This is a genomic window from Streptomyces sp. NPDC002676 (genome assembly GCF_053592455.1).
The window spans coordinates 589,428-612,818 of sequence record NZ_JBSFVT010000002.1; the positions used below are offsets into that span (position 1 = coordinate 589,428).

Sequence of the window (23,391 nt, forward strand, 5' to 3'; positions counted from 1 at the left end):
CGAGCGGCGTGTACCGGGCCGGGTCCGCCAGGACTGCCAAGGCCTGAGCCACGGACGTCAGCGGCTGACCGTCAGGACCCGGCCGCCGCGCGGATCTCATCGAGGCAGGTCTGCGCGGCCGACGGGAGCAGTTCCAGGGCGGCCGTAAAGGAGCTGCGGCGCATCGTGGCGACCAGGTGGCCGTCGGGGCGCTCGCCGCTCAGGCGCAGCCGGCGTGGCTCCCCTGCCGGGGCCAGGCTTCCACGCCGTGCGAAGTGCGCACGTACGCGGTCGATTTGTCGTCGGTCAGCCACAACCGCCAGTCGCGGTAGTGGAATCCGGTGTCGTGCGCAGCGGTCGGCATACGGACGTCCTTGCGGTACGGCACCGTGAGGACGCCGTCGCGGCGGAGTACGCCCTCGGGGTCGCGGGCGTACGTCCGGCCGTCGAGGCTGAGGTAGTGGGCCGACTGCCAGTCGCAGTGTTCCGCGCCCGGCGAACTGGTGAGCCTGCGTACCGGTACCCGCCGGCCGGCGCCGTCCGTCCAGACCTCCCAGCCCCGGGCGGCGGCGAACGACGCGGGGAGTTCGGCGGGGTCGCAGGAGGCGTTCGTCTCCGGGCCCCAACCGGGCCGGTCCTTCTGCTTCCTGGCCACGACGACGGCCACCTTGGTACGGCCGCCGACGTCGAAGGAGTACAGCACCCGGTCGGTCTCCCGGCGTCAGCGGCCCGTTGTACGGGTGGCGGGAGGGGTGCCCTCGACCACCGTCCGCACCCCTGTGCCGCCGTCGCAGCCCACCGCCGTCACGGCCGCCAGTACCGCCACCGCCGCCAGTCCTCTGCGCATGCCCGCCCCCGTTGCTCGCCTGATCCTTGTCGCTGTTGTCGGTCCTTCGACGCGGGAGCGGGCCGGAACGTTCGAAGCTCAGCAGGGCACCATGATCGCCGGGACGTTCCCGCTGGCAGAAGCCGCCAAGTCGCACGAACTGGGTGACACCGGCAGGACCACGGGGAAGCCGGTGCTCATGTCCGACTGAAGTTCGATGGCGAACGTCTGAAAACTCGAAGACATATGTCAATCGAACATGCTCAAATTCCTTCCATCGAGGGTAACTTGACGGTCGGGGCACTGATTTCCGGGCGCGGGCGGGAGGTGAGGCGGTCGTGCGACACGAGTCCGCACCGTTCATCCGGCATCTGCGCGTACACACGTACCGCGGGCACACGGTCCTGGAGTTCCGCGGCGAGATCGACATCGCCGCGGCGGCGGAGATCATGCCGTACCTCGACCGGGTCACCCAGCACGCCGACGCCCGTATCGTCATCGACCTGCGGCCGGTCGAGTTCTTCGACTGCTCCGGGCTGCGGCTGCTCTACCGCGCCCGCTCCCGGGTGCTGGAACGCGGCGGGCAGCTGCACCTGGTCTGCACCCACCCGCTGACCCTCCGCGTCTTCAAGGTCACCGGTCTTTCCCGGCTGCTGCCCGCGCACCCGACACCGGACGCGGCCCTGGAACAGTCCGGGGCCACGTCCGGCTCCTGGTGAACAACCTTGGAAATACGGCCGTTTGACGTCCTACTTGATGATCCTGACGACCTGACCGGCACCCACCGTCCGCCCGCCCTCCCGGATGGCGAACTTCAGGCCCTCCTCCATGGCGATCGGCTGGATCAGCGTGACGTGCAGGGTGGTGTTGTCACCCGGCATCACCATCTCCGTGCCCCGGGGCAGGGTCACCACGCCGGTCACGTCCGTGGTGCGGAAGTAGAACTGGGGGCGGTAGTTCTCGAAGAACGGGGTGTGCCGACCGCCCTCGTCCTTGGCGAGGATGTACGCCCGCGCCTCGAACTCCGTGTGCGGGGTGACCGATCCGGCCTTGATGACGACCTGGCCGCGCTCGACGTCGTCCCGCCTGACCCCGCGCAGCAGCAGCCCGACGTTCTCCCCCGCCCGGCCCTCGTCGAGCAGCTTGCGGAACATCTCGATGCCGGTGACGGTGGTCCTCGTCTTCTTCTCGTGGATGCCGATGATCTCGACCTCGCTGCCCACCCGCAGCGTGCCGCGCTCGATCCGGCCGGTGACGACGGTGCCGCGACCGGTGATGGTGAAGACGTCCTCGACGGGCATCAGGAACGGCCGGTCCACGTCCCGCTCCGGCTCGGGCACGAACCGGTCTACGGCGTCGAGGAGTTCGAGCACCGAGGCGGCCCACTCCGGGTCGCCTTCGAGGGCCCGCAGCGCGGACACCCTGACCACTGGGACGTCGTCGCCGGGGAACTCGTACTCGGTGAGCAGCTCGCGCACCTCCAGCTCGACCAGTTCCAGGATCTCCTCGTCGTCCACCATGTCCGTCTTGTTGAGGGCGACGACGATGTAGGGCACGCCCACCTGACGGGCCAGCAGCACATGTTCCTTGGTCTGCGGCATCGGCCCGTCGGTGGCGGCGACGACCAGGACGGCGCCGTCCATCTGCGCGGCGCCCGTGATCATGTTCTTGATGTAGTCGGCGTGGCCGGGGCAGTCCACGTGCGCGTAGTGCCGGTGCTCGGTCTGGTACTCGACGTGGGCGATCGAGATGGTGATACCGCGCTGCCGCTCCTCCGGGGCCTTGTCGATCTGGTCGAAGGGCGTGAACGGGTTCAGCTGCGGGAACTTGTCGTGCAGCACCTTGGTGATCGCGGCGGTCAGGGTGGTCTTGCCGTGGTCGATATGACCGATGGTGCCGATGTTCACGTGCGGTTTGGTCCGCTCGAACTTCGCCTTCGCCACTGCCGGCCCTCCTGCTCGGACGGGTGGCGCAGGTTCCGCGCCACTCCTTCCGGTCTAGGCGCTGTGCGGCTCGTCGAACAGGGCGCTTACGGACTCTCCGTTGTGAATACGGCGTACGGCCTCGGCGAGGGCGGGGGCGATGGACAGGACGCGGAGCTTGTCGGTGTGCTCGTCGGCGGGCAGGGGCACGGTGTTGGTGCAGACGATCTCCAGTACGTCGGGCTGCTCACTCAGCCGCTTCAGGGCGCCCGCGGCGAACAGCCCGTGCGTGCACGCCAGTCGGATCGAGCGCGGGTTCGACTCCCGCAATCTGTCCAGGAGTTCGAGCACGGTGCTGCCCTTGGCGATCTCGTCGTCCAGCACGATGACGTCCCGGCCGGTGACCTCGCCGATGACGGAGCTGATGCTGACCCGGTCGTCCGCGAACCGCTGTTTGGCACCGGCCGCCACCTGCGCGCCGATGAGCCGGGCGAAGGCGGCGGCCTCCTTGGCGTTGCCGAGGTCCGGGGAGACGACGGTGGTGCGCGAGAGGTCGTACTGCCGGAAGTGCGCGGCGAGTTCACGCAGAGCATGCAGATGGTCCACGGGGACCGAGAAGAAGCCGTGCACCTGCGGGGCGTGCAGGGTCATGGCGAGGACCCGGCGCGCGCCCGCCGCCACCAGCAGGTCGGCGACCAGCCGCCCGCCGAGGGAGATGCGCGGGGCGTCCTTCTTGTCGGAGCGGGCGTAGGAGTAGTGCGGCATGACGACGGTGATCCGGGCGGCCGAGGCACCCCGGGCCGCGTCGCACATCAGCAGCAGTTCCACCAGGTGCTCCTGCACCGGCCGGACCAGCGGCTGGACCAGGAACACGTCCCGTTCCCGGCAGTTGGCCTGAAGCTGTACCTCCAGGCAGTCGTTGGCGAACCGGCTCACCCGGATCGGACTGAGCGGCACACCGAGGTGGGCGCAGACCTCCTGGGCCAGTTCGGGATGGGCACTGCCACTGAAGACGGCGATGTCTCGCACGATCCGCTCCTCGCATGATCAGCACGGTCTGCGTCGATCATGCTACGAACCGTCCCCTGCCGTCACCGGGGCGCACAGGATCCGGTGCCGCGCCGGCGGCGCCGATCCGGGGTGGACGGCCGGCCGGGCCGCGCCCGGCTCAGCGCAGTGTCCAGTGGTACTGGTCGCCGCCCACCCATCGGACCACGTCGGTGTCGTTCATGTCGTGGATGACGATGCCGTAGGCCGCGGCGGTCTCCAGCACGTCGGTGAGATGCCTGGCCTCGCCGACCACCTGACCGTCGATCTCCATGATCCGGAAGGGCGGGCTGCCCGGCTTGCCCGGACAGACCCCGAGCACCAGGATCCGCGGCTTCGAGATGTACGGGGCTCCTTGTTCCGTCATGCAATAGAGCGTAGGCCGGAACCCGCCGCGACGGGTCGTCGAACGCAGCCGCCCCTACTCTGGACGTGCGTGCCGAGCTGGAGGTGGCCATGGATCCCGTCGCGGCCCTGGACCGGATCGCCTTCCTGCTGGAGCGCTCGCTCGCGCCCACGTACCGGGTGCAGGCCTTCCGTACCGCGGCGCGGGTGCTGGCCGCCCTGCCCGAGGGCGAGACGGCCGAGCGGGCGGCGGCAGGGACGCTGGAGTCACTGAGGGGGGTCGGCCCGAAGACCGCGCAGGTGGTGCGGGAGGCCCTGGCAGGGGAGGTGCCCGGCTATCTGCGGGACCTGGAAGAAAAGGCGGACGGGCCGTTCCGCGCCGACGGCGGCGAGGAGCTGCGGGCCCTGCTGCGCGGGGACTGCCACACCCACTCCGACTGGTCCGACGGCGGCAGCCCGATCGAGGAGATGGGGCGTGCGGCGGCCGGCCTCGGGCACGAGTGGACGGCCCTGACCGACCACTCCCCGCGCCTGACCGTGGCCCGCGGCCTGTCGCCCGAGCGGCTGCGCGAGCAGCTGGACGTGGTGGCGGAGCTGAACACGCGCTGGGCACCGTTCCGGCTGCTGACCGGCATCGAGTGCGACATCCTGGACGACGGCTCGCTGGACCAGGAGCCCGAGCTGCTGGAACGCCTCGACGTGGTCGTCGTCTCCGTGCACTCCAAGCTGCGGATGGACGCCCGCGCGATGACCCGGCGGATGGTGGCCGCCGTACGCGACCCGCACGCCGACATCCTCGGGCACTGCACGGGGCGCCTGGTCACGGGGCGGGGGCGGCCGGAGTCGCAGTTCGACGCGGGCGAGGTGTTCGCCGCGTGCGCCGAGTCCGGGACGGCGGTGGAGATCAACAGCCGTCCGGAACGGCTCGACCCGCCCCGGCGGCTGCTGCGCGAGGCCGTGGTGGCGGGTGTGCTGTTCGCCATCGACACCGACGCGCACGCGCCCGGCCAGCTGGACTGGCAGATCCTCGGCTGCGCCCGCGCCGAGGAGTGCGGGGTGCCCGCGGAGCGGGTGGTCACGACGTGGTCGGCGGAGGAGCTGCTGGCGTGGACGCGTGAGGGCCGTACGCCGGCCCGCCTGGCGGGCGGCTGAGACGCCGCCGGGGACCGGGCCGAGCGGAGCCGATCAGGAGCCCATCGGAAGCCCATAGGAAGCCGGTCGGAAGCTGGTCAGAATTTCGAGAAGCGCCGGCCCCCGCCCGCCACGTAGCGTGTCTGCCGGAGTCCGCGCAGGCGGCCCCGACCCACGGATGGAGAGACGATGAGCATGGCCCCGGGCGCGGACCCGCAGTCCCCCGCGCCGCACGCCGCCGACAGCCACGACCTGATCCGCGTGCACGGCGCCCGCGAGAACAATCTCAAGGACGTCACCATCGAGATACCGAAGCGCCGGCTGACGGTGTTCACGGGCGTCTCCGGCTCGGGCAAGAGCTCCCTGGTGTTCGACACGATCGCCGCGGAGTCGCAGCGGCTGATCAACGAGACCTACAGCGCGTTCGTGCAGGGCTTCATGCCGACCCTGGCGCGGCCCGACGTCGACGTCCTGGAAGGGCTGACCACCGCGATCATCGTCGACCAGCAGCGCATGGGCGCCGACCCGCGCTCCACCGTCGGCACCGCCACCGACGCCAACGCGATGCTGCGCATCCTCTTCAGCCGGCTCGGGCAGCCGCACATCGGCCCGCCCAGCGCGTACGCCTTCAACGTGCCCTCGGTCCGGGCGAGCGGCGCGATCACCGTCGAGCGCGGTGCCCGCAAGGCCGAGAAGGCGACCTTCACCCGCACCGGCGGCATGTGCCCTCGCTGTGAGGGCCGGGGCACGGTCTCCGACATCGACCTCACCCAGCTCTACGACGACTCCAAGTCGCTCAACGAGGGTGCGCTCACGATCCCCGGCTACAGCATGGACGGCTGGTACGGCCGCATCTTCAAGGGCTGCGGCTACTTCGACCCGGACAAGCCGATCCGCAAGTACACGAAGAAGGAGCTGCACGACCTCCTCCACAAGGAGCCGACCAAGATCAAGGTCGAAGGCATCAACCTCACCTACGAGGGGCTGATCCCGAAGATCCAGAAGTCGATGCTGGCCAAGGACATCGACGCCCTGCAGCCGCACGTCCGCGCCTTCGTGGAGCGGGCGACGACGTTCACCGTCTGCCCCGAGTGCGAGGGCACCCGGCTCGCCGAGGGCGCCCGGGCCTCGAAGGTCGCGGGGATCAGCATCGCCGACGCCTGCGCGATGCAGATCAGCGACCTGGCCGCCTGGGTCCGCGGCCTGGACGAGCCGTCCGTGGCGCCGCTGCTGGAGAAGCTGGGGCACAGCCTCGACTCGTTCGTGGAGATCGGCCTCGGCTATCTCTCGCTGGACCGGCCGGCGGGCACGCTGTCGGGCGGCGAGGCGCAACGCGTCAAGATGATCCGCCACCTCGGTTCCTCGCTCACCGACACCACCTACGTCTTCGACGAGCCGACCGCGGGCCTGCACCCCCATGACATCCAGCGCATGAACGGCCTGCTGCTGCGGCTGCGGGACAAGGGCAACACGGTGCTCGTCGTGGAGCACAAGCCGGAGGTGATCGCGATCGCCGACCACGTCGTGGACCTCGGTCCCGGCGCCGGTACGGCGGGCGGCACCGTCTGCTTCGAGGGCACTGTCGAGGGGCTGCGGGCGGGCGGCACACTCACCGGCCGCCACTTCGACGACCGGGCCTCGCTGAAGAAGACGGTGCGCAAGCCCGCCGGCACGCTGGAGATCCGCGGAGCCAGGACGAACAACCTCCAGGGCGTCGACGTCGACATCCCGCTCGGGGTGCTGGCCGTCGTCACCGGCGTCGCGGGCTCCGGCAAGAGCTCGCTCGTGCACGGCTCGGTCCCGCCCGGCGCGGGGGTGGTCTCGGTCGACCAGGGTGCGATCCGCGGCTCGCGACGGAGCAATCCGGCGACGTACACCGGGCTGCTGGACCCGATCCGCAAGGCCTTCGCCAAGGCCAACGGCGTCAAGCCGGCCCTGTTCAGCGCCAACTCCGAGGGCGCCTGCCCCACCTGCAACGGCGCCGGCGTCATCTACACCGACCTGGCGATGATGGCCGGCGTCGCCACGACCTGCGAGGACTGCGAGGGCAAGCGGTTCGAGGCCTCGGTGCTGGAGTACCGGCTCGGCGGCCGGGACATCAGCGAGGTGCTGGCGATGCCGGTGACCGAGGCCGAGGAGTTCTTCGGCGCCGGTGAGGCGCGCACACCGGCCGCGCACCGCATCCTCGGGCGGCTCGCCGACGTCGGGCTCGGCTACCTCAGCCTCGGCCAGCCGCTCACCACGCTGTCCGGCGGCGAACGACAGCGGCTCAAGCTGGCCACGCACATGGCCGAGAAGGGCGGCGTCTACGTCCTGGACGAGCCGACCACGGGCCTGCACCTCGCCGATGTCGAGCAGCTGCTCGGCCTGCTGGACCGGCTCGTGGACTCCGGGAAGTCGGTGATCGTCATCGAGCACCACCAGGCAGTCATGGCGCACGCGGACTGGATCATCGACCTCGGCCCCGGCGCCGGCCACGACGGCGGCCGGATCGTCTTCGAGGGCACCCCCGCCGACCTCGTCGCCGCCCGCTCCACCGTCACGGGCGAGCACCTGGCGGCGTACGTCGGCGCCTGACGGGGGCCGCGGGGCGGCCGGGGCGCGCTAGGCCCTGTCGTCAAATTCCCGTCGTCCGCCCGGAGGGCGGGCCGCGCGGCGGCGATGGGGGTGCCCCCGCGCGAGCGTGTTCGAGCGTGGGGGAGCGTGCGATCGCAAGGCGCCGGAGCGTCCGCGTGGCGGAGTCACGTGGGCGCTCCGGCAACGCGGCTGGGGGTCCCCCCACGCCCTTGAGGCAGTGGGGGAGTGCGTGCCAGGCGTCGCGCGGCAGGCGGCGATTTGACGACAGGGCCTAGGCCCCGGCGCCCGCTCCGGCGGGCGCCTCGGCTTCGGCCCGACCGGCCCGCCCGGCCTCGATGAACTCCCGCAGATCCGCGGTGAGCAGCTCCGCGTGGGTCGCGAACAGGCCGTGGCCGCCGTTCTCGTACACCTTCAGGGCGCTGTGCGGCGCGAGCCGCGCACAGCGGGCGCCGGTGAGCTCCAGGGGCGCCGAGGTGTCGTGGGTGCCGTGCACCACGAGCACCGGAAGGTCCAGGGCCGGCAGCTCCGCGGCCAGGTCCAGGGCGGCGACCACGTCCCGTACACCGTTCGCGGCGCGGGGCGTGGACGCCAGGCAGCGGTCGATCAGGTAACGGACGTAGGCCGGGGACACTTCGTTGCCGGGCCGGTGCACGGCGAAGAAGTCGTCCGCCAGGGCCGTGTAGTACGCCGCCCGGTCGCGCCGGAACAGCTCGTTGTCGGCCTGGACGAGCGCCGGGTCCAGCCCGTCCGGGGTGCCCGGCGAGCGCACGACACCGGGGGCGACACCGGCGACCAGGGCGAGCCGGGCCACGCGGCCGGAGCCGTGCCGGGTCAGGCAGCGCACGGCCTCGCCCGTACCCACGGAGTGGGCGACCAGGGTGACGTCACTGAGGTCGAGGTGGTCCAGCAGGCCGTGGACGTCGTCGGCGAGGGTGTCGAGGTCGTAGCCGTTCCAGGTGTCCTCGGACCGGCCATGGCCCCGCCGGTCCAGGCCGACGCAGCGGTATCCGGCCTCGGCGAGCGGGAGCATCTGGTACTCCCACATCTCGTGCCCCACATAGGCGCTGGCCACGAAGACGGCGACGGGCCCGGAGGCGGGACCGTGGTCGACGTAGTGCAGACGGGTGCCGTCGACGGGGCTCGCGAAGTACGGCATGAGGGCCTCCTCGGGGTCTTCGGCCGGTCTCCGGCCGATCCGGCGGTACGGGCTTCGTGCCCGACGACCTCGATGGTTCCCTGATCCCGTACGCGGGTCGATTACCTGTCAGGTCATGCCCGAGGCGCGCGCTCCTCCAGGGCCGCCCGCCAGGGCGGCAGCCGGTCCTCGGTGGCCGGTTCGACGCGGCGGCCCCCGCGGGCGAAGAAGTCGGCGAGGGGCAGGATCGCGGCGCCGACGGTGACCGCGTCGGGGCCGAGCCGGCCGAGGTCGATGGTGACCTTGTCGGCGGGGTGGCGCAGGGCGTACGTCGTCGCGTGGCGGCGTACGGCGGGCAGGAACCGGGTGCCCAGCTGGAGGCCGGCCCAGCCGCCGATCAGGATCCGCTCGGGCTGGAAGAGGTTGATCAGGTCGGACAGCCCGGCACCCAGGTACTCGGCGGTCTCCTCCAGCACGGCCAGCGCGACCGGGTCGGGGTCGCCGCCGTCGGCCGGGTAGGCGGCGGCGAGCATGGCGGTGAGCGCGGTCTCCTCGTCGGTGTTCTCGGGCGGCCGTCCGCCCGCCTCGCGCCAGCGGGCGAGCAGCGACTCGGCGCCCGCGTAGGCCTCCAGGCAGCCCGGGGCGCCACAGCGGCAGCGGCGCCCGCGGACCCGTACCGTCAGATGGCCCCACTCGACGGCCCGCCCGTGCTCCACCTCCGGGGTGACCAGGCAGGCGCCGACGCCGGAGCCGAAGAGCACGACCACCGCGTTGCGGGCGCCGCGTCCCGCGCCGAACCACATCTCGGCCTGGCCCAGGGTCTTGGCGCCGTTGTCGATGAAGTACGGGACGGTGTCGGGGAGTTGGGAGGTGGAGCGGAGCAGCTGCTCCAGGGGTACGGCGTCCCAGCCGATGGTCTGCCCGTGCACCACCGCGCCCCGGTCCGCCGAGTGTTCGACGATGCCGGGGACGCCGACACCGACGCCGAGCAGCCGCTCGGGCGAGGCCTCCTCGGCCGCGAGGACCTCGGCGATGCCGTCACGGATGTGACCGGCGATGACCTCGGCGTCGTAGCCCTGCGGTGCCAACGGGCGTTCGATGCGGGCGAGTTCGGTGAGGGCCAGGTCGAACAGCTCGACTCGGACCCGGGTTTCGCCGACGTCGACACCGATCATCTGCCCGCTGCGCGGGGCGACGCGCAGCAGGGTGCGGGGACGGCCGCCGTCGGAGTCGACGCTGCCGGCCTCCTCCACCAGGCCGTCGGCCACGAGGTCCGCGACCACGTTGCTGACCGAGCCGGAGCTCAGTCCGGTCGCCGGGCCCAGCTCGAAGCGGCTCAACGGGCCGTCGAAGTACAGCCGTTGCAGTACGGCCGTGCGGTTGCCCCGTCTGAGGTCGCGTACCGTGCGCCCGTTCCGCCCCGCCATGTGGCCCCCTTCGAACCTGTCCGGCTCACTTTACACCAACCCTTATTTCAAACTGTGAGCTAAGCGGACCACCGCATGCCGGAAAACCATTCGCCCGTTCTACCCTTGGCTATCTACGCTAGCCGGGAACCTAGACCCCCTAGGTTCCCCGATCGCATCCGAAGGACTCCCCCATGAGACCGCTCGCCGAACAGGACCTCCGCAATTCTTTCGTCAACTGCTCCAAGGGCGAGGCCAAGCGGCTGACGGTCCCGCGCGACCTCGGCGAACGCCCGTGGGACGACCTCGACTTTCTCGGCTGGCGTGATCCGGGGGCGCCCGACCGCAGCTATCTGGTCGCCGAGCGGGCGGGCGAGCCGGTGGGGGTCGCGCTGCGCTTCCCCGCCTCGCAGCGCGGGTTCCTGCACCGCAGCATGTGCTCGCTGTGCCTGACGGTCCACCCCGGCGGCGGGGTGTCGCTGATGACTGCGCGCAAGGCGGGCCCGGCGGGCCGCGAGGGCAACTCGGTCGGCCTGTACATGTGCACGGACCTGGCGTGTTCGCTGTACGTGCGCGGGAAGAAGGTACCCGAGTCCGGGACGCGGTTCGAGGAGAGCCTGACGCTGGAGGAACAGATCGCCCGTCTGTCGGGCAATCTGTCCGCCTTCCTCGACAAGTTGTACGTCTGAGGGCGGGAGCCTCCCGGTCCCGCTTACCGGTCGCGCAGCTGTGCCGCCTCGACGCTGTGCAGGTGGATCAGCACGTCGTGCCCGGACGCGAGAGCGATGTCCCAGGGGGCGACGGGGTAGATGGTGCCGATGCTGCGCGTGGGCCGGGCCTGCTCCAGCCAGGACCGCGCCGGCGCGGCCACGGAGCGCAGGTCCACCAGGTAGTCGTCGTAGCGCACCCGGTCCAGCGTGGCCTCGTTGCTGCCCGGGCCCGCCGGGCCCAGCGTCCAGCGGTGGACGACGGTGTCGTCCGGACCGGTGGCGTTGAACGAGCCGCGGTCGAAGGTCGTCCCCACGCTCACATAGCCGCTGCCGAGCCGGTCGCGCAGGAACGCGCCCTGCATCCTGGGGTAGTGGACGGGGTCCTGGGTCGCGTAGGCGACGTGCGCGTCGTGCGCGGACAGCAGCACCTTCGTGCCGGTGTGCTGCTGCCACCACACCACGTTCGCGGCCATCGTCTCGTCGCGGTAGCGCATGCCCGCGGCGAGCTGCGCCGGGTCGCCGAAGTCGAAGGCGTACTGCCGGGCCGTCTGGTCCACGACGGTGGCGTCCCGTACGGCCTGCTCGTACGCCGTCCGGTCGGCGCCCGGCCCCAGCCCCTGGACCAGGCCCAGCGCACGCCCGGTCCGCTCGGCCATCTCCTTGCGCTCGGCGTACGGCGTGTTCATGTACCGCTCGATGTACTCCCCCGTCGGCACGGTGGGCCGCAGCCCCCGGTAGAGGGTCTCCAGGCGTTCCCGCACCTCGGGGTGGGTGCGGGCCACATAGCCGGACACCGCGTCGTAGAGTTCGGGGCCGCTCCAGGCGAGGTCGTCGCCCATGAAGCGGACGGGGTCGTCCGGGTGGCGGATGTTGTACGCGCGCATCCACTCCACGAGCCGCAGATAGTCGGTGTTGTCCCACCACAGGTAGTCCCGCTGGAACTCGTCCCGCATGATCTTCCGCGGGTCGCCGGTGCCGTGCACCACGTAGGCGTCGAGGCGCTGTCCGGTGCTCCAGGGGGCCTCCAGGGCGAAGGTGCGGAAGCCCTGCTTCTCGACCAGATGGCGGAACACGCGGTCCTTGAGGGCGAAGAAGTCGTGCGAGCTGTGCGTGGCCTCGCCGAGGCCCACCACCTTGGCTCCGCCGAGCATCCCGTCCAGGGCACGCAGGTCGCCGTCGGCGCCGCCGGGTTCGACGGTGCGCAGCCGGTGGGCGGCCCGGTCCAGGGCGGTCACGACCTGGTCGTGGGTGGTGGCGAGCGTGCCGGAGGTGGCCGCGGCGGCGGTCTGCGGCGGTACCGCCGCGACAGTGGCGACCAGGCCGCTGAAGGCGGCGGTGGCCGTGACGAGCAGGGTCCTTACGGGTCCGATCCGATGCCGAGTCATGATCCCAGGCTCCGTTCCGGGCCCGCGCGGGAACCATCCGGCCGGCCACCGTCCCGGTACTGCGGGCAGCCCCCGGGGCCTTCGGGGGTTGTCCCCAGGTGGGGGCGGCCACGTTCGACGTGCCCCAGGAACGGGAACACGCGAAGGGATGCTCGAGGTACGGAAGTGGACCGCGGAACTCAAGCGCCTGGTGCGGCGCCGCCGGGAGCCGGTGGTCGTCCAGACGCTGCGGTCCGCCGCGGCGGCGACGATCGCCTACGTCATCGCGCTCCGGCTGAGCCCCGAGCCGGCCCCGCTGACCGCTCCCCTGACCGCCCTGCTGGTCGTCCAGGTCACCTTCTACGCCACGCTCACCAACGGCATCCGCCGGGTGAACTCGGTGGTGGCCGGTGTCCTGGTCGCCATCGCCTTCAGCCTGCTGGTGGGGCTGACCTGGTGGAGTCTGGCGCTGCTGATCGTGGCCTCGCTGGCTGTGGGGCACCTGGTACGCGTCGACGAGTACGTGGCCGAGGTGGCGATCAGCGCCATGCTGGTGCTCGGGGTGACGACGGTCGGGTTCACGGCCTGGGCGCGGATCGTGGAGACGCTGATCGGCGCGGTCGTCGGGATGGCCTGCAACCTGCTGCTGCCGCCCCCGGTGTGGGTGGACGAGGCCGGCCGGTCGATCGAGGACCTGGCACGCCGGGTGCGCCGGCTGATGCTGCGCATGGGTGAGGAGGCCGCGGGCGGCATCCCCTGGCAGCGGGCGGCCGAGCGGCTGCACGAGGCACGCCGGCTGGACCACGACATCGTCCAGGTGGACGCGTCCCTGCGGCAGGCCGAGGACAGTCTGCGGCTCAATCCGCGCGTCAAGGAGGGACTGCTGCACCGGGTGGTGCTGCGCACCGGCCTGGACACGCTGGAGATCTGCACGGTGGTGCTGCGGGTGCTGGCCCGCTCGTTCACGGACCTGGCGAAGGCCCGCGGCTCGGTGGAGCTGTTCCCGCCCCGGATCGGGGCGACGGTGGAGCAGCTGCTGTCGGAGATCGGCGACGCCGTGGTCAGCTTCGCGGTGCTTGTGACCACGCACCTGAGCGAGAACGCCGAGTCGGCGGAGGCGCGGCTGACGGCCGAGCTGCACACGGCGGCCGGCACCCGGGACCGGCTCGCCCAGCTGCTGGAGGAGGAGGTCCGCAAGGGCGGGGAGAACTGGCAGCTGATGGGCGCCGTGCTGACCGAGGTGAACCGGATCATCGACGAACTCAACACCGAGCACCGCACCCGCCGCCTGTTGGAGGAGCTGGACCGCGTGTCCCGGGCGCAGCGGGCGAAGCTGCCGGGGATGTCCCGGTTGCGGGAGCGGCTCGGGGTGCAGGACCGCCTGTGGCGGAACCGTGCCGGGCTCGGCGGACGTTCCTGGTGAAGCGGACGTTCCTGGTGAAGAGGTTGGGTGCGTAGTGGACGAGGAGGGGCGAGCGGTGAGGCGAGGCTGGAGCAGGCGCCGCTTCGTGGGGGCCGTGGCGGGCGCGGCGGCCGTGGCGGCGGTCCCGTCGCCCGCGGCACCACCGGCGCAAGGCGCACCCGCACCCGCACCCGCACCCGCACCCGCACCCGCACCCAAGGAGCGGACGGCCACCGAAGCGCCCCCTGAGCCGCCCACATCCCGTCCGCTGTACCTGGGCACCTACACCTCCGTCGAGGGCGGCGGCACCGGCATCGGACTGGCCTCGTACGACCCGGTGACGGGCCGGATCACCGGCTCGGGAACGCTCACGGGCGTCCCCGACCCCTCGTACCTCGCCCTCCACCCGGACGGCCGCACGCTCTACGCGACGAACGAACGCCAGGACGGGGCGGTGACCGCCGTGCGCCTCGCGGACCGGCGGATCCTCGGCACCCGGAGCACGGGCGGCGCCGGGACCTGCCATCTGTCGGTGCATCCCAGCGGGCGCTGGCTGCTGAGCGCCGACTACCGGTCGGGCAGCGTCACCGTGCACCCGATCGACGCCTCGGGCGCCCTCGGGGAGCGTACCGACCGGGTGATCCACCAGGCTCCGGCGCCCGGTCCGGGTCAACAGAGCCCGCACGCCCATCAGTTCATCACCAGCCCGGACGGCGGTCACGTGCTCGCCGTCGACCTCGGGACCGACACCGTCTACGCGTACAGCCTCGACCCCGAGAAGGGCACGCTCACGGACGTGGCCCAGGCGCACACGCGGCCGGGCGCGGGCCCGCGCCATCTGGCCTTCCATCCGGGCGGCCGGTACGCGTACCTCGCCGACGAGCAGGACGACACCGTCGCGGTCTGCGGCTACGACCCGGACTCCGGCCGCCTGACCATCGGGGAGCCGCAGCCGACGGGGTCGGGCGGCGTGAAGAACTACCCGTCGCAGCCTCTGGTGACGGCGAACGGCGGCTACGCCTTCCTGGCCAACCGCGGCGCCAACACCCTGGCCCGGTACGCCGTCGAGGCGGACGGAGCGAGGCTGCGGCTGCTCGGCACGGTGCCGGTGGCCGGAGACTGGCCGCGGCAGCTCGCCTTCTCGCCGGACGGGCGGCTGCTGTTCACCGCGAACCAGCGGTCGAGCACCGTCAGCGTCTTCCACGTGGACGCGGAGAACGGTGAACTGAGCCTGGCGGGCCAGCCGTTCGCCTCACCCGTCGCCGTCTGCGCGCTGCCGTTCTAGGGGGTGCCTTCTGGATCTTGCCGGCGTCGCCCGATCAGGCACCGTTGCTACCGGCCGACCTGATCCAGAAGACACCCCCTGGCGCCCGGGCACAGGCGGCGGTGCTCGCCTGCGACAGCAGGACGTGCATGCGCTCGGTGAGCTGTGCGACGTCGTCGGCGGGCGCGTGGAAGGGCAGCCGTACGTCGCCGTGGGCGCGGGTGCGTTCGATGCGCAGGGTCAGTCCGTGCCGGTCCACGGCGAGGGGCTGGACGCGGGTCGCGCCGTGCAGGCTCTGAGGGCTGACGAGCCGGGTGAGCCGTTCGACGGCGTCCGGGTGGGCATCGGCGAGATGGGTCAGCAGCCGGGCTTCGGCATCAGTCAGCGGGTCGGGCCGGGCGGTGGCGAACTCGTCGAGGTCGACGAGGACGGGGCCGGAGGGCTGCCGCAGCACCACCCGGGTGGGCCTGAAGTACAGGTGGCCGTCGGCCGGGGCGAACCAGCCGACGAGCCAGAGCCGCGCCCGGATCCGGGACCGCACCGGGACGGGGGCCACGTCGGCGAACTCCAGCACGGCCGACGGCGTCCCGCGCGGGGCGCACAGGGCTGCCGTGAGCAGCGTGCTGTCGGCACCGTCGTCGGGCACCGCCAGCCGCACCCCGCCGTCCTCGGTGACGGAGTGCACGGCGACGTACTCCTCGCGGGCGCCGTCCGCGGTCACCGCGCAGGACCAGGCGGCGGCCAGCACCGAACGCGCCCGTTCCGCCGCGCCGGGCCCGGCCACCCAGCCTTGCGTGTCACCCATCCCGTCACCCACGCCGTCACCCATCCCCGGACCTCCTTAGGTAAGCCTTGCCTAACTTATCGGAGTTCGGGGCAGGCGCCAACCATGACCCACCCGATCGGGGGAGCTATCCGATGACACCGAGCAGCGCCCGTGCGCACAGGTCCCGGACCTGCTCCCGGGTCAGCGAGCCGTCGCGCAGCCACTCCAGGCAGACGGCCGTGGTGAACGCGAGCCAGCCGCGCACGGCCAGGCCGACCTCGGGGCTGCGCTCGAAGACGGGCCCGAACTCCGGGTCGGCGGCGAGCGCGGCGAGGATCTGCCGTTCCTGCGCGGCCAGCGCATGCTGGTAGACGCGCCGAACGGCCTGGTCCCCGGCCGCGTCGGCACGGTGGAAGGCACGGAAGCCATGGGCGTGGGCCTGGACATAGCCGAGGTAGGTGTCGAGCCCCGCGGTGAGCTGCTCGCGCACCGGCACTCCGGGCACCGCCGCCGTCATGCGCAGCATCCGCTCGCTCTCGCGCTCCACCACCGCCGCGAAGAAGTCCCGCTTGGTCGGGAAGTAGTGATAGAGCAGCCCCCGCGAGACTCCCGCGATCTCGGCGACCTGCTCGATCCACACGTCGTCGTACGGGCTCTCCGAGAACAGTCTGGCCCCGACGGACAGCAACTGTTCGCGGCGCTCCTCGGTGCTGAGTCTGCGCCGGGCACGCTCCCCCTGGTTCGCGGGCATGCCGCCACTTTACTTGACGCCGGTTCAACAAGCGGACCACACTGGAAGCCTTATTGAACCCACGTACAACACGCGTGCGCGCAAGGACAACGCCCCGCTGGATCAAGGGAGATCACGCCATGGCGGAGACGAGGGAGACCGGGCTGCCGAAGGGGTTCCGGGGTGCCGAGCAGGGCTGGCCCGAGCTGGACCGCATCCCGCATCCGCCGCGCCGGCTTCCCCTGCTCGGCGATGTCCTCGGCGTCGACCGGCGCCGGCCCGTGCAGGACTCCATGCGCTTCGGCCGCGAACTGGGCCCGATCTTCCGGCGCCGCGCCTTCGGCAACGAGTTCGTGTTCGTGTGGGGCTCCCGCCTGGTCGCCGATTTCGCCGACGAGTCCCGGTTCGCCAAGCATGTGGGCCTCGGGGTCGCCAACCTGCGTCCGCTCGCCGGGGACGGCCTGTTCACGGCGTACAACCACGAGCCGAACTGGCAGCTTGCGCACGACGTCCTGGCGCCCGGTTTCAGCCGGGAGGCCATGGAGGGCTACCACGGGATGATGCTGGACGTCGCCGAGCGGCTCACCGGCCACTGGGACCGGGAGCTGGCGGCCGGCCGCACGGTGGACGTGCCCGGCGACATGACCAAGCTGACGCTGGAGACGATCGCGCGCACCGGGTTCGGGCACGACTTCGGCTCCTTCGAGCGCGACCGGCCGCACCCCTTCGTGAAGGCGATGGTGGGCACGCTCACCTACGCCCAGCGCCTGAACAGCGTGCCCCGGCCGCTGGCGCCGCTGCTGCTGCGCGACCGCTCCCGGCGCAACGATGCCGACATCGCCTTCCTGAACGACACGGTCGACGGGGTCGTGGCGGCCCGGCGCCTCTCCGGCAGCGGGGACGGGGACCTGCTGGACCGCATGCTGGAGACGGCCCACCCCGAGACCGGGGAGCGGCTGTCGGCCGAGAACGTCCGCAAGCAGGTCATCACGTTCCTGGTGGCGGGCCACGAGACCACCTCGGGCGCGCTCTCCTTCGCCCTGTACTACCTGGCCCGGCACCCGGAGATCGCCGCGAAGGCCCGCGCCGAGGTGGACCGCGTCTGGGGCGACACCCCGCAGCCCGGCTACGACCAGGTCGCCAAGCTGCGCTACGTCCGCCGGGTGCTGGACGAGTCGCTGCGGCTGTGGCCGACCGCGCCCGCCTACGCCCGGGAGGCCCTGCAGGACACGGTGCTCGCCGGGGACCACCCGATGCGGCGCGGCGCGTGGGCGCTGGTGCTGCTGCCGCTGCTGCACCGCGACCCCGAGGTATGGGGCGAGGACGCCGAGCAGTTCGACCCGGACCGGTTCGACGCCAAGGCCGTACGGTCCCGTCCCGCGCACACCTTCAAGCCGTTCGGGACCGGCGCGCGGGCCTGCATCGGCCGCCAGTTCGCGCTGCACGAGGCGACCCTGGTCCTCGGCCTGCTGCTACGCCGCTACGAGCTGCGGGCCGACCCGGACTACCGGCTCCGGGTCACCGAACGCCTGACGGTGATGCCGGAGGGGCTGCGGCTCGGCCTGGAGCGGCGCCCCGCCCCCGCGCAGATCGGCGCTATCGGCTGAACACCTCGAAGGCCACGGCCGGTGTGCCGCCGAAGCGTTCCGCGTTGGCGTTCGTGTTGGCGGTCAGGAAGTCACGGGCGTACGTCTGCGGGTCCTCGTCGGTCAACGCCTGGATGTAGGTGCGGTGTTCGAGCAGGGAGCGCACCGCCCGCTCCAGTCCGGCCGTGGCGTCCACCGCATGGGTCGGCTGCGTGGAACCCGCGACGGCGACCCAGCGGACGCCGTTCCACGGCTCCAGCCCCTGCTCGGCGAGTTCCGGGAAGATCCAGCGGTTGCCGGCGTCGGCCGCCGCGTCCAGAGTGGCGCGGCCGACGGCGACATGGTCGGGGGTGTTCCAGGCGACGCCGCCCCAGGTGTCGCGGTGGTTGAGGGTGATGACGAGTTCGGGGCGGTGGCGGCGGATCGCGGCGGCGATGTCACGGCGCAGCCCGAGACCGTACTCGATCATCCCGTCCCGGTGGTCCAGGAACTCCACGGTGTCCACGCCGACGACGGCCGCGCTCGCCCGCTGCTCGCGCTCGCGCAACTCGCCGCAGGTGGCCGGGTCGAGGGTGTCGATGCCGGCCTCGCCGCGGGTCGCCAGCACATAGGCGACCTCGCGGCCGGCGTCGGTCCAGGCGGCGACGGCCGACGCGCACCCGTACTCCAGGTCGTCGGGGTGCGCGACCACGGCGAGGGCGCGCTGCCAGTCGTCGGGCAGGGGCTGGAGCTGGGTGATCTTGGAGTCGGTCATGGGGCGCAGACTATGCCGCCGCGCCCCTGGCGCAACTCCTTTTGTCAGAGCAACTCCTGTTGCCGCAGGCGCCGTACGTCGTGGCTCACGCCTCGTCGCGGGCGAGCGCCAGCAGCCGGTCCAGCACACGGGGCGCCCCCACACGCAGCCCGTCGTGCTCGAACTCGTCCGTGACCCAGGTGCGCAGGCCCCGGATGGCGCGCGCGGTCTCCAGGGCGTGGGCGGTGTCGACGTACATGTCGTCGTGGTAGACGGCCGCGACGACCGGGACCTCGTTGGCGGCGAGCCGCTCGGTGTCGTACAGGGGAGCCCAGTCGGTACGGGCCGCGAGCAGTTCGGCCGTCTCGCGCAGCGGGCGCAGGGCCGGGTCGGTGTCGAACATCCAAGGGTGGATCGTCTCGCCGGTGAAGAGCACCGGGGCGTCACCGGCCAGTGCCTTGGCGGCGTCGAACTGCGGGAACTCGGCGCGGACGCGCTCGGCGGCCCAGGCGGTGGGGCGGTCGTCCTGGCCGTAGATCGCCTCGTGGACGAGGGCGTACAGCGGGTGGCCCGCGTACGACAGCAGGGCCTGCGCCTGCTCTTGGAAGGCGTCGGACAGCTGCGCGCCGCCCGGCGTGCGGACGAAGGCGTCCTCCAGCAGGTAGTGCAGCCGGTGGCTGCCGTCGCTCGTGCCGAGGATCAGGCCGAGGGACTGGAAGGCCTCGACAGTGAGGCGGTGACCGTTGGGCAGGACGACGTCGTGGGTGAGGAGGTGGTCGGCGATACGGCGGGCCCGCCCGACGTCCTGTGGGTAGCGGGCGTAGTGCGCGGTGACCTTACGCTCGATGCGCGGGTAGGCGGCCCGGTAGACGTCGTCGGCGTGGGCGTCCAGGGAGGGCAGCCCGCCGGTGACGATCGCGGTGTCGAGGCCCTCGGGGGCGTGGGAGAGGTACGACACCGTGCAGAAGCCGCCGAAGCTCTGGCCGAGCACGGTCCAGGGCGCGCCGCCGGTGACCTCGGGGCGAATGGCCTCGCAGTCGCGGACGATCGAGTCGGCGCGGAACCGGGCCAGATAGTCGGCCTGTTCGGCGGGGCCGCCGCGCAGCGGGAGCGTCTGCCGGGTGGCGGGTGTGGAACGGCCAGTGCCGCGCTGGTCGAGCAGCAGGACGCGGTAGTCCTTCAGGGCACGGTCGAGCCAGGCCTGCCGTCCGACGAAACGGTTCGCCCCGAAGCCCGGACCGCCCTGGAGGTACAGCAGCCAGGGCAGGTTCTGCCCGGCCTTGTCGCTCGCGACCACCTCGCGGGCGTACAGCTCGATGGTCTCGCCGCCCGGGTCGGTGTGGTCGAGGGGCACGGTGAAGTGGCGGTCGGTGAGGACGACGCCGGGCTGGCGGTAGCTGAGGCTCAACGGGGCTCCCGGGACGGATGGGACGGACGAGTCCCAGTTCAGCACATGGCCCGGCCGCCGGCCGAGCCGTCCCCGTGCTCCCCCACTACCCTGAACGCCCGTAGGAGGTGCCCCCAGCACCCGTCCGATGGCCGACCCCGAGGAGCCGCGATGCGTGTCGCTCTGTTCCTGACCTGTGTCAACGACACGCTCTATCCGGACACCGGCCGTGCCGTGGTGAAACTGCTGACCAGGCTGGGCGTCGAGGTCGACTTCCCGATGGCCCAGACGTGCTGCGGGCAGGCGCACTACAACACCGGCTACCGGCACGAGACGGAACCGATGGCCCGGCACTTCTCCGAGGTCTTCGGGGAGTACGAGGCGATCGTGACCCCGTCCGGTTCGTGCGCGGCGATGGTGCGGGAGCTGTATCCGCGCCTCGGCGAGCGGGCCCGCGCCGAGGGACGCGGGGACTCGCTCGCCCGGACCCTGGCCCCGGTGGTGCCGAAGACGTACGAGCTGACCGAGTTCCTGGTCGACGTGCTCGGCGTGACGGACGTGGGCGCGTACTACCCGCACACCGTCACCTATCACCCCACCTGCCACGGCCTGCGCAGCCTGGGCCTCGGCGACCGGCCGCGCCGGCTGCTTCAGGCCGTCAAGGGTCTTGAGCTGGTCGAGCTGCCGGGGGCCGAGGAGTGCTGCGGGTTCGGCGGCACCTTCGCGCTGAAGAACTCCGAGGTCTCGGCGGCGATGGGCGTCGACAAGGTGCGCAACGCCGAGGCGACCGGCGCCGAGGTGCTGTGCGCGGCCGACAACTCCTGCCTGATGCACATCGGCGGCACGATGAGCCGGCTGCGAACGGGCATGCGGCCGGTGCACCTCGCGGAGATCCTGGCGACCACGGAGGAGGAAGCGGCGGTATGAGCGGAACGTTCGTCGGGATGCCTGTGTTTCCCCCACCCACCCAGCCGGCCTTCCCGCAGGCCGCGCACGATGCCGTCAACAACCCCACCCTGCGCGGCAATCTGCGCCACGCCACGCACACCATCCGCGCCAAGCGGGCCAAGGCGGTGGGTGAGCTGGCCGACTGGGACGGGCTGCGGGAGGCGGGCCGGCGCATCAAGGACCACACCCTGCGCCATCTCGACAGGTATCTGGAGCAGTTGGAAGAGGCGGTCTCCGCGGCAGGGGGTACCGTCCACTGGGCGGCGGACGCCGACGAGGCCAACCGGATCGTCGCCCGACTGGTCAAGGAGACCGGTGAGTCGGAGGTCGTCAAAGTCAAGTCGATGGCCACGCAGGAGATCGGGCTCAACGAGGCCCTGCTCGCCGAGGGAATCCGCGCCTACGAGACCGATCTCGCCGAGCTGATCGTGCAGTTGGGCAGGGACCGGCCCTCGCACATCCTGGTCCCGGCCATCCACCGCAACCGGGGCGAGATCCGTGACATCTTCCGCACCGAGATGGGCGCGTGGGGCCGCCCGGCCCCCGAGGGCCTGACCGACAGCCCTGCCGAACTCGCCGAGGCGGCCCGGCTGCATCTGCGGGAGAAGTTCCTGCGGGCCGAAGTCGGCATCTCCGGCGCCAACTTCATGGTCGCCGAGACCGGCACCCTGGTCGTCGTGGAGTCCGAGGGCAACGGCCGGATGTGCCTGACCCTGCCCAAGACGCTGATCTCGGTCGTCGGCATCGAGAAGGTCGTACCGACCTGGCGGGACCTGGAGGTCTTCCTCCAGACCCTGCCCCGCTCCTCGACCGCCGAGCGCATGAACCCCTACACCAGCATGTGGACCGGCACCACGGACGAGGACGGCCCGCAGACCTTCCATCTCGTGCTGCTGGACAACGGCCGCACCGACACCCTCGCCGACCAGGTCGGCCGGCAGGCGCTGCGCTGCATCCGCTGCTCGGCCTGCCTGAACGTGTGCCCGGTGTACGAGCGGGCGGGCGGGCACGCCTACGGCTCGGTCTACCCGGGCCCGATCGGCGCCATCCTCAGCCCCCAACTCCGGGGCACCGCAAGCGAGATCGACGCCTCCCTGCCGTTCGCCTCCTCCCTGTGCGGGGCCTGCTACGAGGTGTGTCCGGTCGCCATCGACATCCCCGAGGTGCTGGTGCATCTGCGGGAACGGGTCGTGGAGGGGGGACCGGCCGTCCGGCACGGCAACAAGGTCGTCCTGAAGCCGGCCAAGGGGCACGCGGCCGAGCGGGCGGCCATGCGGGCGGCGCGCTGGGCGTTCGCGCATCCGGGTGCCCTCCGCGCGGGCCAGCGGCTGGCCTCCCGCACCCGCCGGCTGCACCCTCGCACCCTGCCGGGTCCCGGCCGGGCGTGGAGCGGCGCCCGGGACCTGCCGGCGGTGCCGGCGGAGCCGTTCCGCGACTGGTGGCAGCGCACGCGCGGCGGAAAGGACGAGGCGAAGTGAGCAGCAGGGAGCGGATCCTGGGGCGGGTGCGGCGCGCCCTCGCGGACGTACAGCCGGACGAGCGGCCGTACGAGGAGGCGGTGCCGCGGGACTATCTGCGCGAGCACGGGGAGCGCACGGCCGAGGAGACGGTGGAGCTGCTGGCCGAGAACCTGGCGGACTACCGGGCACTCGTACACCGCTGCACGGAGGGTGAACTGCCGTCCCTGATCGGCCGGTTGCTCGCCGACCGGCAGTCGGGCTCGGCGCTGGTCCCGCCGGGGCTCGCGGAGGACTGGCTCGCGCGGGCGGAGGTCGTACGGGTCGCCGACCGGGCCGAGAGCACGGCCGGTGAGCTGGACCGGGTGGACAGCGTGGTCACGGGCTGCGCGGTGGCGATCGCCGAGACCGGCACGATCGTGCTGGACGGCGGCCCGGACCAGGGGCGGCGCCGGATCAGTCTGGTGCCCGACCATCACATCTGCGTGGTGCGGGTGCCCGGCCAGGTCGTCTCCTCGGTCCCGCAGGCCCTCGAACGCCTCTCCCCCACGCGCCCGCTGACCTGGATCTCCGGCCCGTCGGCCACCAGCGACATCGAGCTGGACCGCGTGGAGGGCGTGCACGGCCCCCGCACCCTGGAGGTGGTGCTGGTCAGCGGCTCGGGCGACTGAGCGCG

At 72.1% G+C, this 23,391-nt stretch carries 22 protein-coding genes; 11 read left to right on the plus strand and 11 right to left on the minus strand.

Annotated elements, in window-relative coordinates; genetic code table 11:
- Positions 1-199: 199 nt before the first annotated feature.
- Positions 200-682: a hypothetical protein gene (locus ACWD3E_RS09770; RefSeq protein ID WP_451387004.1), complete on the minus strand. Its 483-nt coding sequence runs from the start codon at positions 680-682 to the stop codon at positions 200-202.
- 49 nt (positions 683-731) lie between these two features.
- Here ACWD3E_RS09770 and ACWD3E_RS09775 point away from each other — a divergent pair, with 49 nt between their 5' ends.
- On the plus strand, positions 732-1,016 hold the full coding sequence (locus ACWD3E_RS09775; protein ID WP_451387005.1) for a hypothetical protein: 285 nt from the start codon (positions 732-734) through the stop codon (positions 1,014-1,016).
- Between the two features lie 127 nt (positions 1,017-1,143).
- On the plus strand, positions 1,144-1,524 hold the full coding sequence (locus ACWD3E_RS09780; RefSeq protein ID WP_451387006.1) for an anti-sigma factor antagonist: 381 nt from the start codon (positions 1,144-1,146) through the stop codon (positions 1,522-1,524).
- 30 nt (positions 1,525-1,554) lie between these two features.
- Here ACWD3E_RS09780 and tuf read toward each other — a convergent pair whose 3' ends face one another.
- The 3 genes from tuf to ACWD3E_RS09795 form a co-directional block, all read right to left on the minus strand.
- Positions 1,555-2,748: an elongation factor Tu gene (tuf, locus tag ACWD3E_RS09785; protein WP_451387007.1), complete on the minus strand. Its 1,194-nt coding sequence runs from the start codon at positions 2,746-2,748 to the stop codon at positions 1,555-1,557.
- Positions 2,749-2,802: 54 nt separating this feature from the next.
- Positions 2,803-3,756, minus strand: coding sequence for a ribose-phosphate diphosphokinase (locus ACWD3E_RS09790; RefSeq protein WP_451387008.1), 954 nt, complete (start codon positions 3,754-3,756; stop codon positions 2,803-2,805).
- A 139-nt stretch (positions 3,757-3,895) separates the two neighbouring features.
- The gene (locus tag ACWD3E_RS09795; RefSeq protein ID WP_451387009.1) at positions 3,896-4,141 is read right to left on the minus strand and encodes a hypothetical protein; all 246 of its coding nucleotides are present in this window, start codon (positions 4,139-4,141) and stop codon (positions 3,896-3,898) included.
- An 89-nt stretch (positions 4,142-4,230) separates the two neighbouring features.
- Here ACWD3E_RS09795 and ACWD3E_RS09800 point away from each other — a divergent pair, with 89 nt between their 5' ends.
- Positions 4,231-5,271 (plus strand): PHP domain-containing protein, encoded by a 1,041-nt coding sequence (locus ACWD3E_RS09800; RefSeq protein ID WP_451387128.1) that lies wholly within the window; start codon positions 4,231-4,233, stop codon positions 5,269-5,271.
- A 174-nt stretch (positions 5,272-5,445) separates the two neighbouring features.
- A complete protein-coding gene (locus tag ACWD3E_RS09805; protein WP_451387129.1) occupies positions 5,446-7,827 on the plus strand; it encodes an ATP-binding cassette domain-containing protein in 2,382 nt (793 codons plus the stop codon).
- A gap of 271 nt (positions 7,828-8,098) precedes the next feature.
- On the opposite strand, the gene ACWD3E_RS09810 is transcribed toward ACWD3E_RS09805, so the two are convergent.
- Both ACWD3E_RS09810 and ACWD3E_RS09815 read right to left on the minus strand, forming a co-directional pair.
- Positions 8,099-8,983 (minus strand): alpha/beta fold hydrolase, encoded by an 885-nt coding sequence (locus ACWD3E_RS09810; protein ID WP_451387010.1) that lies wholly within the window; start codon positions 8,981-8,983, stop codon positions 8,099-8,101.
- Positions 8,984-9,096: 113 nt separating this feature from the next.
- Positions 9,097-10,389, minus strand: coding sequence for an ROK family protein (locus ACWD3E_RS09815; RefSeq protein WP_451387011.1), 1,293 nt, complete (start codon positions 10,387-10,389; stop codon positions 9,097-9,099).
- Positions 10,390-10,562: 173 nt separating this feature from the next.
- Here ACWD3E_RS09815 and ACWD3E_RS09820 point away from each other — a divergent pair, with 173 nt between their 5' ends.
- A complete protein-coding gene (locus ACWD3E_RS09820; RefSeq protein ID WP_451387012.1) occupies positions 10,563-11,057 on the plus strand; it encodes an FBP domain-containing protein in 495 nt (164 codons plus the stop codon).
- Between the two features lie 23 nt (positions 11,058-11,080).
- On the opposite strand, the gene ACWD3E_RS09825 is transcribed toward ACWD3E_RS09820, so the two are convergent.
- A complete protein-coding gene (locus ACWD3E_RS09825) occupies positions 11,081-12,463 on the minus strand; it encodes an erythromycin esterase family protein (protein ID WP_451387013.1) in 1,383 nt (460 codons plus the stop codon).
- A 148-nt stretch (positions 12,464-12,611) separates the two neighbouring features.
- Here ACWD3E_RS09825 and ACWD3E_RS09830 point away from each other — a divergent pair, with 148 nt between their 5' ends.
- Both ACWD3E_RS09830 and ACWD3E_RS09835 read left to right on the plus strand, forming a co-directional pair.
- Positions 12,612-13,865: an FUSC family protein gene (locus ACWD3E_RS09830; protein WP_451387014.1), complete on the plus strand. Its 1,254-nt coding sequence runs from the start codon at positions 12,612-12,614 to the stop codon at positions 13,863-13,865.
- A 55-nt stretch (positions 13,866-13,920) separates the two neighbouring features.
- The gene (locus ACWD3E_RS09835) at positions 13,921-15,129 is read left to right on the plus strand and encodes a lactonase family protein (RefSeq protein WP_451387015.1); all 1,209 of its coding nucleotides are present in this window, start codon (positions 13,921-13,923) and stop codon (positions 15,127-15,129) included.
- A gap of 34 nt (positions 15,130-15,163) precedes the next feature.
- Here ACWD3E_RS09835 and ACWD3E_RS09840 read toward each other — a convergent pair whose 3' ends face one another.
- Both ACWD3E_RS09840 and ACWD3E_RS09845 read right to left on the minus strand, forming a co-directional pair.
- Positions 15,164-15,913, minus strand: a complete 750-nt coding sequence (locus ACWD3E_RS09840) for a DUF2470 domain-containing protein (RefSeq protein WP_451387130.1) — start codon at positions 15,911-15,913, stop codon at positions 15,164-15,166.
- Between the two features lie 106 nt (positions 15,914-16,019).
- Entirely contained in the window at positions 16,020-16,625 is a 606-nt protein-coding gene (locus tag ACWD3E_RS09845) for a TetR/AcrR family transcriptional regulator (RefSeq protein ID WP_451387016.1), read from the minus strand.
- A 119-nt stretch (positions 16,626-16,744) separates the two neighbouring features.
- On the opposite strand from ACWD3E_RS09845, the gene ACWD3E_RS09850 reads away from it, so the two are divergent.
- Positions 16,745-18,211, plus strand: coding sequence for a cytochrome P450 (locus ACWD3E_RS09850; protein ID WP_451387017.1), 1,467 nt, complete (start codon positions 16,745-16,747; stop codon positions 18,209-18,211).
- Here the strand turns inward: ACWD3E_RS09850 and ACWD3E_RS09855 are convergent.
- Together ACWD3E_RS09855 and ACWD3E_RS09860 are read right to left on the minus strand one after the other, a co-directional pair.
- Positions 18,201-18,944, minus strand: coding sequence for a PIG-L deacetylase family protein (locus ACWD3E_RS09855; RefSeq protein WP_451387018.1), 744 nt, complete (start codon positions 18,942-18,944; stop codon positions 18,201-18,203). The genes ACWD3E_RS09850 and ACWD3E_RS09855 overlap by 11 nt on opposite strands.
- 85 nt (positions 18,945-19,029) lie before the next feature.
- Entirely contained in the window at positions 19,030-20,331 is a 1,302-nt protein-coding gene (locus tag ACWD3E_RS09860; protein WP_451387019.1) for an alpha/beta fold hydrolase, read from the minus strand.
- A gap of 150 nt (positions 20,332-20,481) precedes the next feature.
- Here ACWD3E_RS09860 and ACWD3E_RS09865 point away from each other — a divergent pair, with 150 nt between their 5' ends.
- Genes ACWD3E_RS09865 through ACWD3E_RS09875 form a run of 3 tightly spaced genes read left to right on the plus strand, consistent with a single transcriptional unit; the run spans position 20,482 to position 23,386 of the window.
- Positions 20,482-21,237: a (Fe-S)-binding protein gene (locus tag ACWD3E_RS09865; RefSeq protein WP_451387020.1), complete on the plus strand. Its 756-nt coding sequence runs from the start codon at positions 20,482-20,484 to the stop codon at positions 21,235-21,237.
- Entirely contained in the window at positions 21,234-22,736 is a 1,503-nt protein-coding gene (locus ACWD3E_RS09870) for a LutB/LldF family L-lactate oxidation iron-sulfur protein (RefSeq protein WP_451387021.1), read from the plus strand. The genes ACWD3E_RS09865 and ACWD3E_RS09870 overlap by 4 nt, the downstream gene beginning before the upstream one ends.
- Positions 22,733-23,386, plus strand: a complete 654-nt coding sequence (locus ACWD3E_RS09875; protein ID WP_451387022.1) for a LutC/YkgG family protein — start codon at positions 22,733-22,735, stop codon at positions 23,384-23,386. The genes ACWD3E_RS09870 and ACWD3E_RS09875 overlap by 4 nt, the downstream gene beginning before the upstream one ends.
- Positions 23,387-23,391 lie beyond the last annotated feature (5 nt).

Excerpts from the sequence above, each read along its gene's own strand:
- ACWD3E_RS09795 (WP_451387009.1), bottom strand. The coding sequence starts at position 4,141 with ATGACGGAACAAGGAGCCCCGTACATCTCGAAGCCGCGGATCCTGGTG.
- ACWD3E_RS09850 (WP_451387017.1), top strand. The coding sequence starts at position 16,745 with ATGGCGGAGACGAGGGAGACCGGGCTGCCGAAGGGGTTCCGGGGTGCC.
- ACWD3E_RS09855 (WP_451387018.1), bottom strand. The coding sequence starts at position 18,944 with ATGACCGACTCCAAGATCACCCAGCTCCAGCCCCTGCCCGACGACTGG.
- ACWD3E_RS09820 (WP_451387012.1), top strand. The coding sequence starts at position 10,563 with ATGAGACCGCTCGCCGAACAGGACCTCCGCAATTCTTTCGTCAACTGC.
- ACWD3E_RS09865 (WP_451387020.1), top strand. The coding sequence starts at position 20,482 with ATGCGTGTCGCTCTGTTCCTGACCTGTGTCAACGACACGCTCTATCCG.
- ACWD3E_RS09825 (WP_451387013.1), bottom strand. The coding sequence starts at position 12,463 with ATGACTCGGCATCGGATCGGACCCGTAAGGACCCTGCTCGTCACGGCC.
- ACWD3E_RS09810 (WP_451387010.1), bottom strand. The coding sequence starts at position 8,983 with ATGCCGTACTTCGCGAGCCCCGTCGACGGCACCCGTCTGCACTACGTC.
- ACWD3E_RS09805 (WP_451387129.1), top strand. The coding sequence starts at position 5,446 with ATGGCCCCGGGCGCGGACCCGCAGTCCCCCGCGCCGCACGCCGCCGAC.
- ACWD3E_RS09845 (WP_451387016.1), bottom strand. The coding sequence starts at position 16,625 with ATGCCCGCGAACCAGGGGGAGCGTGCCCGGCGCAGACTCAGCACCGAG.
- ACWD3E_RS09815 (WP_451387011.1), bottom strand. The coding sequence starts at position 10,389 with ATGGCGGGGCGGAACGGGCGCACGGTACGCGACCTCAGACGGGGCAAC.
- ACWD3E_RS09800 (WP_451387128.1), top strand. The coding sequence starts at position 4,231 with ATGGATCCCGTCGCGGCCCTGGACCGGATCGCCTTCCTGCTGGAGCGC.
- ACWD3E_RS09840 (WP_451387130.1), bottom strand. The coding sequence starts at position 15,913 with ATGGGTGACACGCAAGGCTGGGTGGCCGGGCCCGGCGCGGCGGAACGG.
- ACWD3E_RS09830 (WP_451387014.1), top strand. The coding sequence starts at position 12,612 with ATGCTCGAGGTACGGAAGTGGACCGCGGAACTCAAGCGCCTGGTGCGG.
- ACWD3E_RS09870 (WP_451387021.1), top strand. The coding sequence starts at position 21,234 with ATGAGCGGAACGTTCGTCGGGATGCCTGTGTTTCCCCCACCCACCCAG.